Consider the following 10368-nt stretch of genomic DNA (forward strand, 5'->3'; position numbering starts at 1 on the left):
CTCAGTACCGCTCGAAACCGCGCATCAGCTCCCAGTCCGTGACCCGGCGGTCATATTCGAGCTGCTCCCAATCCGCCGTGTGGACATAGTGGTCCACGACCGCGTCGCCCAGCGCCGCCCGCAGCATCTTCGACTTTTTCAGGAGCGCGGTCGCCTCGCGCAGGGTGGTGGGGATGTTCTTCAGCTTGCCCTTGCCGTAGGCGTCGCCGACGAACGGCTCGGGCAACTCCAGTCCCTCCTCGATGCCGGCGATGCCCGCCGCGAGCAGGGCCGAATACGCCAGGTAGGGGTTGGCGTCGCCGCCCGGAATGCGGCACTCGACGCGGATCGCCTTGGTGCCCTCGCCGCACAGACGGAATCCGGCGGTGCGGTTGTCGCGGCTCCAGATGATCTTGGTGGGCGCGAAGGTGCCGTCCTGGAAGCGCTTGTACGAGTTGATGTAGGGCGCCAGGAAATAGGTGATCTCTGACGCGTACTTGAGTTGACCGGCCATGAACTGCCGCATCAGGTCGGACATGCCGTAGGGCTTGTCGGGATCGAAGAAGCGCGGCGTGGATGCGTCCTTGTCCCACAGCGACATGTGGATGTGGCAGGAGTTGCCGGCGAGGTCATAGGCCCACTTGGCCATGAAGGTGATGGACTTGCCGTGGGCGTGCGCGATCTCCTTCATGGCGTTCTTCATGACCGTGTGCCGGTCCGCCATGGTCAGCACGTCCGAATACCGGATGTTCAGCTCTTCCTGGCCCGGGCCCCACTCGCCCTTGGAGTTCTCCACCGGAATGCCGGACTTCTGCAGGTGGTTGCGCATGGCGCGCACCACGTCCTCTTCCTTGGTGGTCTGGAAGATGTGGTAGTCCTCGATGTAGTCACCGGCCGTCCGCGCGCCCTGGTAGCGGCGGTCCCGGAGCGTGCGGTAGTCCTCGTCGAAGAGGTAGAACTCCAGTTCCGAGGCCGCCATGGCGGACAGGCCCATGGACTCCAGGCGGGCCATCTGCCGCTTCAGCATGGCCCGGGGCCCGTGCGGCAGCGGCTCGTGGTGGTGATGGTCCAGCACGTCGCACAGCACCATGGCCGTGGCGTCCAGCCAGGTGCACCGGCGCAGAGTGCTCATGTCGGGCTTCATGACGAAGTCGCCGTAGCCCAGGTCCCAACTGTGCGCGGCGTAGCCCGGCACCGGCTCCATGTCGATGTCGTTGGCCAGCAGATAGTCGCAGGCGTGGGTTTCCGTGTGGCCGCCGTCCATGAAGAATGCGGCGTGAAACCGTTTGCCGATCAGCCGGCCCTGCATGTCGGGGAAGACGACCAGGACGGTGTCGATCTCGCCGGCGCTGACCGCCTGCCTGAGTTCATCGAAGGAAAAGCCGGACTGCATGGACCCCTGCCCCTCTTGCACGTTGCCAAGACGCCGCGACTCGCGGCGGGGCGTGAGCCTAGCGCAACTGGAAGCCGGAGCAAACGGCTTCGCCCGCTGGCCAACGGGTCCCGATCCCGTATGCTGGGGGGCATACGCGCCCCCGTCACCCCGCAGGAGGCCCCATGCCGTCGCGCGCGCCGTTCCCACCGACCCCTGCCCAGCGGACCGCCTGGGGGTCCCGCAGCCGGACCCGCGCGGTTCGCAAGCCCGTCGTTCGCAGCGCCGAAGGGGGTGTGGTCTGCGCCCAGCACCCGGCGGCCGCCGAGGCCGGCGCGCGCGTGCTGGCCGAGGGCGGCAACGCGGTGGACGCGGCCATTGCCGCCGGTCTGTGCGTCGGGGTGGCCGAGCCCTGGATGAGCGGCCCGGGCGGCGGTGGGCTGATGATCGCCCACATGGCGGCCGAGGACCGGACGGTGGTCGTCGACGGCGGCATGGTCGCCCCGGCGGCGCTGGACCCGGCGGCGTTCCCGGTGGTGTCCGGCCCCACGGATTCCGACCTGTTCGGCTGGCCCCCGGTGGCCGAGGGCCGCAACGTGACCGGGGGCACGTCCGTGGCGGTGCCGGGCCTGATCGACGGCTACCGGCTGGCGCTGGAGACCCTCGGCACGCGGCCGTGGGCGGAATTGGTCGCGCCGGCCATCGCGCAGGCCGAGGCAGGCCTGCTGATCGACCCCCACTGCGCCGTGATGATCGCGGCCCACGCCCGGGACCTGGCGCGCTTCGCCGGCTCGGTGGAGGCCTTCCTGCCGGACGGCGGTCCGTTCATGGACCTCCGCGCCGGCCATCGGCTGCCCCAGGACCGGCTCGCCGAGACGCTACGGGTGCTGGCGCGGGAGGGACCGCGCGCCCTGTATGAAGGGACCCCGGCCGAGGCCATCGTGCGGGCCGCGCGGGCCACCGGCGGCACCCTGTCCATGGACGACATGGCGCGCTATCGCGCCCGGCTGATGGAGCCTCTGACCATGGACTACCGGGGCACCACGATCGCGGTCGCGCCGGAGCTGAACGGCGGCCCGTCCATTCTGGTGGCGCTGGATGCGCTGGCGACGATGACCTGCGGCGGCAGCCAACCGCCCGGCCCCGATGCCTACGCGGCCTATGCCCAGGCGCTGCGGCACGCCTTCCTGGACCGGCTGGCGCGGATGGGAGACGCCGACGGGCGGCGCGGCCCGCCCCCGGGTGTCACGGGACGCGGAGCGGACCCGGCGGAGGACTGCACGTCGCACATTTCCGTCGTGGATCGCGACGGCAACCTGGTCGCCCTGACCCAGACCCTGCTGTCCATCTTCGGGTCCCGGGTGGCGGCCCCGGACTGCGGGGTGCTGCTGAACAACGGCGTGTACTGGTTCGACCCGCGTCCCGGCCGCCCGAACGCCATCGGCCCGGGACGCCGCCCGCTGTGCAACTACGCCCCCACGCTGGTCCTGACCCACGGCGGGGGCCTGGCGCTGGGGGCGGCCGGCGGTCGGCGCATCATCGGCGCCATCACGCAACTGATCGCCTTCCTCATCGATCAAGGGCTGTCGCTGGACGAGGCCATGCACCAGCCGCGCCTCGACATCAGCGGCCTGGACGGCATCACGGCCGACCCGCGCCTGTGCCCGGAGACGCTGGACGCTCTGGGCGCACTCGGGAGCCCCGTGACCCTGCAACCGCCCGAGGCCTTCCCCACGTGGTTCGGCATCGCCGGGGTGGCCCAGCGGCGCCACGGCGTTTCGCTGGGGGGCACCGACCCGGTGCATCCGTGGGCGGACGCCGTCGCCAGCACCGATGTCGCGGCCCCAGCGGGGTGAGGGCGCACACACCGCAGCGGACTTGCGCGCGGGGGCCCGGGCTGATAACGGATGGGGGGCCCCAAGGGGGGGGGGATGTCACAGGATCGTCTCGGGAACACGGGGCCCCGTGGCTTGTCACCGCGCCCCCCCTTTGGCAAGCTGCCATTAGTGGTTCACCGGGAAGACAGCCCCAAAGTCTTGGGGTGACAGCACAAGATGGTCCTTCCGAACCGCCGGCCGCGCGCGGCGCCCCGCACCAGAGGGTCGCACACGGCAATACCCGGGACCCGGGCCGCCACGGGCGGCCCGCCGTCGAATCCCCCATCGTCTGGGAGGACGTCATGACCACCTCGGCCATCCGCGTCGAACCCTCCACCGCCAATCCCCTCGACATGATCGAGCAGTTTCTGTCCGTGAAGGACTGGGTGTTCGACCGGAGGACCGACGACGAAATAGTGGTCGAGGTTCCCAGCCAGTGGTGCACCCTGGGCCTGTTCCTGGCCTGGTCCGAAGAGCTGAGCGCGCTGCATCTGTCGTGCGCCTTCGACATGCGGGTACCGGACGGCCGGCGCGCCGCGGTCTACGAGCTGCTGGCTCAGCTCAACGAACGGCTGTGGCTCGGCCATTTCGCGCTGTGGAGCGAGGAAGGCTCGCCCATGTTCCGCCATACGGTTCTGCTGGCGGACCGCCGCATCGCCGCCGAGGAGGCCCGCGACCTGATGGAGATCGCGGTGTCCGAGTGCGATCGGTTCTATCCCGCCTTTCAGTTCGTCATCTGGGGCGGCAAGTCGGCGCAGGAGGCCATCGCGGCCGCCATGCTCGACACCGTGGGCGAGGCCTGATCCATGCCGGCATCCGATCTGTCCCGCGCGGCCCTCTCCACCGTCCGGGTGTGGCTCGTCGGCGGCGGCAAGATGGGCGGCGCGCTGCTGACCGGGTGGCTGGACAACGGCGTGGCGCCGGACAACGTCACCATCATCGATCCGGCCCCGGGCAGGGTTCCGCAGGGGGTCCGGCTGGCCGCCGATCCGGCCGCGCCCCTGGCCGAGGGACCGGCGCCGGATGTGCTCGTGCTGGCGGTCAAGCCGCAGATCATGGACGACGTGCTGCCGGCCTATCGCAGCCTGGGCGACGGGACCACGGTGGCGCTGTCGGTGGCGGCCGGCCGCCTGATCGCCGGCTTCGAGGCCGCGCTGGGCGCGGGCACGCCCGTGGTGCGCAGCATCCCCAACACCCCCGCCGCCGTGCATCGGGGCATGACCGTTGCCTGCGCCAACGCGCACGTGACGGAGACCGCCCGCGCCACCTGCGACGCCCTGCTGGGTGCGGTGGGCGACATCGCCTGGGTGGACGACGAAGCGCTGATCGATGCCGTGACGGCCGTTTCGGGCAGCGGACCGGCCTACGTGTTCTGGCTGACGGAGTGCATGGCCCGCGCCGGCGTTGAGGCCGGCCTGCCCGAGGCCCTGGCGGCCCGCATCGCCCGCGCCACGGTCAGCGGCGCCGGCGCGCTGATGGACCAAGCCGAGGAAGACCCGGCGACGCTGCGCCGCAACGTCACCAGCCCGAACGGCACCACGGCCGCCGCCCTGGACGAACTCATGAACGACCGTGCCGGCCTCGGTCCCCTGATGACCCGGGCCGTGGCCGCCGCCGCCCGGCGGTCGCGCGAGCTGGCCGGCTGAGGTCCCGCGCCCGGCCTGCCGAACCGGATACGACCGAAGGAACGGTTTCCCTCTCGTTCCGGCTGTGATCTAATGCGCATGAGAGTGTCGTAGGCGGCACAATGGGCGACGGGTCGGTCGTCGCCGTGGGTTGGCCTGCGGGACGATGGTTCCGCCGGAACGGATCACAGCCATGATCGAGGCTGGGCGGATAGGCGCCACACATCCGGTTTATACGCTGCGCACCGTCCACGACGGCGCGGCGCGACGTTCGCTCGGCACCGCCGAGCAGACGCAGGCGCTCGGGTTCCGGCGCCTGGACCTGGACGGTCGCGCCGGCCAGCCCCCCGCCCTTGATCCGCGCACCGTCCAGGACCGGCCGCAGGACGACGGCCGGCGGCGCTCCGCCGACGCCCCAACCCCGGATGAAACCCGGCGGCGCCCATCGACGCCCGCGTGGGTTCCCCCTGCCCCGGACCAGGCGGGTCGGCGCCATGGCGACGCGGGCCGCGCGCCCACGGCAGAGGACAGGCAATCCCCGGCGCGACTTGATCCCCACGGCCCGGGCGTGCCGCTGCCGCCTTCGGGCGGGCAAACCGCGTTCCTGGCCGGCTCTCTCGGCATCATGGCCCAGTTGTTCGGTCAGACTCCCGAGCGGTTCGCCGGGGCGCTCCGCGATGCGACCCGCACCGACGATGGATCCTCCGGCGACAGCCCCAGCGACCTGCGCACCCGTCTGGGCAACGCGGCCTACCGGACCGTCAACCGGGTTGTCGGCGCCGCCACCGAACGGCTGCCGGGCGGCGACGGGGTAGAGTATCTGTTCGAGACTCCCGCGTACCGGACGCTGATCGACGAAACCGCGTAACGATCCGGGTGGTCCGATGGTCACGGCCGACCACACCGCAGTCAACCGGACGGTTTACCGCCTACACGTAAATTCATAAGGCTGGGGCGCGACAATCAACGTCCAGGCGGATTAGGCGACCAAACGGCGGAGCCGTGCGAGGCGCACACCTTTTCCGGCGATCAATTTTGGATTGAAACACCCCTTCAGCCTGACTGTGGCTTTTTAAATGTTGTGAACGATCGGGATTCTCACCCGTCAATCCTTGCGGCCTTATCCCTCCGAGGGGTACTCAGAAAAGGCATCGACCTGTCGAAAGAAGCAGGGAACGGCGAGCCGTCCAATCCAATGAGGGATGGGCGCTCAAAAGGGGGGGCGCGGTTCGTGGAACGAACGCAGCAAACGCGGTGCATCCACCCCGGACCGAACCGGGGAGTCCGGTCCTCGATCAGGAAACGGAACAATGAATCGCATGACTCCGATGGATATGGTGCCTGAAAAACCCGCCAACCGCGCCAGCGACGTCGATCGCTACGTGGGTCAGCGCATCCGCGAGCGACGCGTGATGCTGGGCCTGAGCCAGCAGCAGATGGCTGAAATGATCGGCGTGACCTATCAGCAGGCGCACAAGTACGAACGCGGCATAAACCGGATTTCGGCCGGTCGTCTGTTCGAGATTGCCCAGGTGCTGGGTGTCACGGTCAGCTTTTTCTTCGACGGCCTGGAAGGGGACGTCGAGCCCACCGGCCAGGGCCGGCAAAGAATGTGCCTGGAACTGGCGCGCAACTTTGCGATGATCCAGAATGAGCGGCATCAGGACGCCCTCAGCCAGCTTGCCCGCGCGCTGGCCGCGGAATCCTGATCCGGTCGCCGGCTCCGACCCACCGGATCGGTTGGACCGGATCGGTCGGGCCGACCGGCGGTCTCCTGCCGCTCCCCGCCCCCGCTGCATCCGCCCTCACCGGGGCGTGGCTCCCGCCGCGCCCCGGTAAGCGTTCGTGCGCGGTTATCCGCGGTCGCCCCTGCGCGCGGGTCCCGCCGCACGATCATCGCCGGAGGGTACCGCCAGCGGATCGGGCGGCGGCGGCGCAAACGCCGATGTGCCCGAGGGCGCCTCGGTCCGCGCGCGCGGTGGCGGGCTGACAGGGGCCTGGGCGCCCATGGGCGGCTGTTTGCGGCCCGAGGGATCGGTGTACTGATCGTTGAGGCGCTGCACCTCGGCCATGGCCGTTTCGCGGATGCTCTGCAGACGGCGGCTGGCCCGCGCGGTCCAGCCGAGCGGCCGGCTGCGGTAGACCCGCGTCCAGAACCTGGTGTTCTTCCGGAACGCGTCCTGCACCCGCAGATTGGCGCTGCCCATGATCTCCGGCAGGTCCGGCAGGATCCGCTTGGCGAAGAGGCTGCGCGCCGTCAGGTGTCCGATCTGGAACACCGCCCAGACGCCGAGGGCCAGGGCGACCAGACGCATGGCCACGGCCCCGACGCCAACCCCGGCGCCGCCCAGCACGCCGCCCAGCCACGCCATGGCGGTGCCGACCCAGGCCTCGGCCGTGGCCAGGATGCGCGCCCCGCCATCAACCGGCAGCGATGTCGGCACGGTGTCGGGCAGAGCGACGGCCCCGGCGCCTGCGACCCAGGTCAGGGCCGCCGTCAGGCTGCCCGCGCCGGCGATGGCGAACCCGGCGCCCGCAAGGCCCAGCATCACCCCCAACCACACGATGTCGGCGATCATGACGCGCCGACGCCAGCGCGCCAGGTGATGGGTCAGAGTCGGAATCAGTTCCGTTTCCAGCTCGTTGATGACGGTCTCCAGCATCGCCACCACCCGATAGGACCGGCCGACGCCGATCTCCGCGATACGGCCCTTGATCTCGCGCAGGTCGTGGTTCCGCTTCGCCTCGTAGCGGGCCCGCAGGTCGTCGTTCGCAATCTCGACGGCCACACCCTCGTTGTAGATGGCGAAGAAGCGCCCGCTCACCAGCCCCGCCTGGGCGATGGCCCGTTGCCACGCCCCCACCACCTCGGTGGCGTTGTCCTCCTTGGCGGTGGTGTCGATCTGGTTCAGCACGTACATGAACTTGGTGGGATCGGCCCGCCGCACCGTCTTGGAGACCAGATGCTGCAGGGTGTCCTGCATGGCGCCCGGTTCGGGATGGCGCGCATCGAAGAAGATCAGCACCAGGTCCGACAGGTCGATGATGTGATCCGTGATCCGCAGCGTGGAGCGGCGCTGGTCGTCGGAATCGAACCCCGGGCTGTCGATCACGATGCAGCCCTTCGCCTGCGCGCTGCTGGCGGTCTTGAGCTGCAGATACGCGTCGATGCGCTTGCCCTCGCCGGGGGCGACCTTCTCGATCTCGTCGCTGATGCGGAAGAACGGGAAGCGCGGATCGGCGTTCAGCGCGGTGCCGGGCAGCACGCGGTAGTCCGAGGATTCGCCGTAGCAGATGACGGTGAACTTGTCGTCCACGGCCTGGTTGCCCGTGGATTGCAGCGCCACGCCCAGGTGGCTGTTGATGAACGTGGACTTGCCCGCCGAGAAGGTGCCCAGCACGCTGATCATGGGCCACCAGGGGATCCGGGCCGCCAGCGATTCGGATCGGTCGAGCAGACCGGCCCGATACAGAATGCCGTCCACGCGGCGGAACAGCGGCATGAGCTGAACCAGATCCGGGTGCTCCTTGCGCAGGTGAGCTTCCAGGGTCCGCAGGCGGTTGCGCAACGACGTGCGTGTGGTCATGAGCGATCTCGTCAGATGTCCGGGAGTGACGCGCCGGGCGCGCCGCGTGTGCGGCGCAGTGTAGGCATGGCCGCGCGACCTGTCCAATCCCCGGCGGGGGCATCCGCCATACGCCGGCGCCGCCGGGACGCGACGCGCGGAGCCCGCTCAGTAGAAATCGGGCCGGAATGAAGTGAAGCCCCTTGGCCACGGCGCGAAATTTTGTAATTCTCTGGATCACGCCGCCCGGTCCAGAAAGTGTCATGAAGTGAAATGGCCTCATGCCTGAGAACGTCTCCCCCCTGCGCGACCATGGCGACGAGCCGATCGCCAGAGACAGCCGACGCCCCGCGCTCGACGGCCCGGCCTGGTCCATCCTGGCGGTCTATGACACCCGGGATGCGGCGGTCCTGACCTGCAGCGCGGTGGAACGGATGGTGTTCGCCGGGCGCCCGGTCCGGCTCCGGCAGGCCGGGTCCCCGGACGAGGCGCTGGAGGTTCTCAAGGGCGAGCCCGATGCGGCGCTTGTGCTGATCCATACGGCGGTGAGCCATCCCGAGGGCTGGGTCGGTCTGGCCCGCATGATCCGCGAAAGCCTGGGCAACACGGACATCCGCATCGTCCTGATGACCGATCCGGGCTCCAGCGCGCCCGACCAGGACCTGATTCTGCGCTACGAGGTCACGGACGTGCATGTGACCGGCCAGCACCCGGCCGAGCATCTGGTCACTGTGATCGCGACCTCGCTGCGGACGTTCGACCGCCTGCGCATCATCGCCACCCAGCGCGAGGAACTGCAGCGCCTCAAGCACTCGGTGGAACAGCATATCGAGGAGCGGGCGGCCCCGCCTCTGAACACGGAGCAGCGGTTGCGGGCCATCCTGGATGCCTCGGTGCTGCCCATCTTCATCACCGCCTGGGCGGACGGCACGGTGCTCTATGCGAACGAGAGCGCGCGCCGCCAACTGGGATTGGTGGAGACCCTGCCCGATGCCGCCATCTGGTGCGCGGGCGAGGATCGCAACGACCTGATGCGCCGCGTCCAGGCGGACGGCGTCGTGAACGCCTATGAGGCCCAGGTCCAGGGCCTGGGCGGGCGCCGGTTCTGGTCACTGATCGCCGCGATCCGGATCACGATCGACGAGACCCAGGGTGTGCTGCTGACCTTCAACGACATCTCCAGCCGCAAGGCCATGGAGGAGGAGTTGAAGCGCCTCGCTACCACCGATGCGCTGACCGGCATCGCCAATCGCCGCTTCCTGATGGACCATGGCGAGCGAGAAATGCGCCGTGCCCGGCGGTACGGCAGCGACCTTTCCGTGCTCATCATCGATGTGGATCACTTCAAGGATGTCAATGACCGCTGGGGGCATACGGTCGGCGATGCCGCGCTGAAGGCGCTCGTGGACTGCTGCCTCGGCGAGTTGCGGGAAATCGACATCCTGTGCCGCCTGGGTGGCGAAGAGTTCGTTGCCCTGATGCCGGAAACGCCGCCCGATGCGGCGCTGACCGCTGCCGAGCGCGTGCGGTCCGCCGTCGCCGGCATGACCGTCTCGGCGGAAGGCGGGGTCTCGTTCTCGATGACCGTGAGCATCGGCCTGACCGCCCCCCGCCCGGGAGACGCCGCCCTGACGGACATCCTGACCCGAGCGGACGAGGCGCTGTACGAGGCCAAGAACACCGGCCGCAATCGCATCGTCGTGCGCGTTTGATCCCGGTCCCCCCCGGCTCCCAAGCCGCGCAAGATCTCCGGCGACGTGCGCCGCCCAGCCGGTCCCGCAGGGTCTCGTGGGCGGTGATGGATGCACTGTCGCGCTGGCTGCGCCGCCGCCTGATCGCGGGGGGGGGGGTAGGAGCCCGTCCGAAGTGATGTGGATATAATTATTCGAGAATGGACGGAATTATTTGATCACGGGACCCGGGATATAGGGGCACATTCCGGGCTATAT

At 69.5% G+C, this 10368-nt stretch carries 8 protein-coding genes; 6 read left to right on the forward strand and 2 right to left on the reverse strand.

All coding sequences use genetic code 11. The features are described from left to right. Position 1: 1 nt before the first annotated feature. Positions 2-1372: a glutamine synthetase family protein gene (locus tag GHC57_RS15120; protein WP_153345748.1), complete on the reverse strand. Its 1371-nt coding sequence runs from the start codon at positions 1370-1372 to the stop codon at positions 2-4. Positions 1373-1536: 164 nt separating this feature from the next. Here GHC57_RS15120 and GHC57_RS15125 point away from each other — a divergent pair, with 164 nt between their 5' ends. From GHC57_RS15125 to GHC57_RS15145, 5 genes are all read left to right on the forward strand, one after another. Next, on the forward strand, positions 1537-3207 hold the full coding sequence (locus GHC57_RS15125) for a gamma-glutamyltransferase family protein (protein ID WP_153345750.1): 1671 nt from the start codon (positions 1537-1539) through the stop codon (positions 3205-3207). 323 nt (positions 3208-3530) lie between these two features. Continuing rightward, positions 3531-4031 carry a type III secretion system chaperone family protein gene (locus GHC57_RS15130; protein WP_153345752.1) on the forward strand — a complete coding sequence of 167 codons (501 nt, stop codon included), beginning with the start codon at positions 3531-3533 and terminating at the stop codon, positions 4029-4031. Positions 4032-4034: 3 nt separating this feature from the next. Then, positions 4035-4874 (forward strand): pyrroline-5-carboxylate reductase, encoded by an 840-nt coding sequence (gene proC / locus GHC57_RS15135; protein ID WP_153345754.1) that lies wholly within the window; start codon positions 4035-4037, stop codon positions 4872-4874. Positions 4875-5046: 172 nt separating this feature from the next. After that, positions 5047-5721, forward strand: coding sequence for a hypothetical protein (locus GHC57_RS15140; RefSeq protein ID WP_153345756.1), 675 nt, complete (start codon positions 5047-5049; stop codon positions 5719-5721). 451 nt (positions 5722-6172) lie between these two features. Beyond that, positions 6173-6562 carry a helix-turn-helix domain-containing protein gene (locus GHC57_RS15145; protein WP_153345758.1) on the forward strand — a complete coding sequence of 130 codons (390 nt, stop codon included), beginning with the start codon at positions 6173-6175 and terminating at the stop codon, positions 6560-6562. A 144-nt stretch (positions 6563-6706) separates the two neighbouring features. Here the strand turns inward: GHC57_RS15145 and GHC57_RS15150 are convergent, their stop codons facing one another. Further along, positions 6707-8440, reverse strand: coding sequence for a dynamin family protein (locus GHC57_RS15150; RefSeq protein WP_153345760.1), 1734 nt, complete (start codon positions 8438-8440; stop codon positions 6707-6709). 260 nt (positions 8441-8700) lie between these two features. Between GHC57_RS15150 and GHC57_RS15155 the strand changes: the two genes are divergently transcribed. After that, positions 8701-10131: a GGDEF domain-containing protein gene (locus GHC57_RS15155; protein WP_153345762.1), complete on the forward strand. Its 1431-nt coding sequence runs from the start codon at positions 8701-8703 to the stop codon at positions 10129-10131. The last annotated feature ends 237 nt before the right edge of the window (positions 10132-10368 follow it).

Source organism: Roseospira navarrensis (genome assembly GCF_009601025.1).
GTDB lineage: Bacteria > Pseudomonadota > Alphaproteobacteria > Rhodospirillales > Rhodospirillaceae > Rhodospira > Rhodospira navarrensis.

What these genes read in the sequence shown, in the direction of transcription:
- GHC57_RS15155 (WP_153345762.1), top strand. Translation starts at nt 8,701, where the DNA reads ATGCCTGAGAACGTCTCCCCCCTGCGCGACCATGGCGACGAGCCGATC.
- GHC57_RS15145 (WP_153345758.1), top strand. Translation starts at nt 6,173, where the DNA reads ATGACTCCGATGGATATGGTGCCTGAAAAACCCGCCAACCGCGCCAGC.
- GHC57_RS15120 (WP_153345748.1), bottom strand. Translation starts at nt 1,372, where the DNA reads ATGCAGTCCGGCTTTTCCTTCGATGAACTCAGGCAGGCGGTCAGCGCC.
- proC (WP_153345754.1), top strand. Translation starts at nt 4,035, where the DNA reads ATGCCGGCATCCGATCTGTCCCGCGCGGCCCTCTCCACCGTCCGGGTG.
- GHC57_RS15125 (WP_153345750.1), top strand. Translation starts at nt 1,537, where the DNA reads ATGCCGTCGCGCGCGCCGTTCCCACCGACCCCTGCCCAGCGGACCGCC.
- GHC57_RS15150 (WP_153345760.1), bottom strand. Translation starts at nt 8,440, where the DNA reads ATGACCACACGCACGTCGTTGCGCAACCGCCTGCGGACCCTGGAAGCT.
- GHC57_RS15140 (WP_153345756.1), top strand. Translation starts at nt 5,047, where the DNA reads ATGATCGAGGCTGGGCGGATAGGCGCCACACATCCGGTTTATACGCTG.
- GHC57_RS15130 (WP_153345752.1), top strand. Translation starts at nt 3,531, where the DNA reads ATGACCACCTCGGCCATCCGCGTCGAACCCTCCACCGCCAATCCCCTC.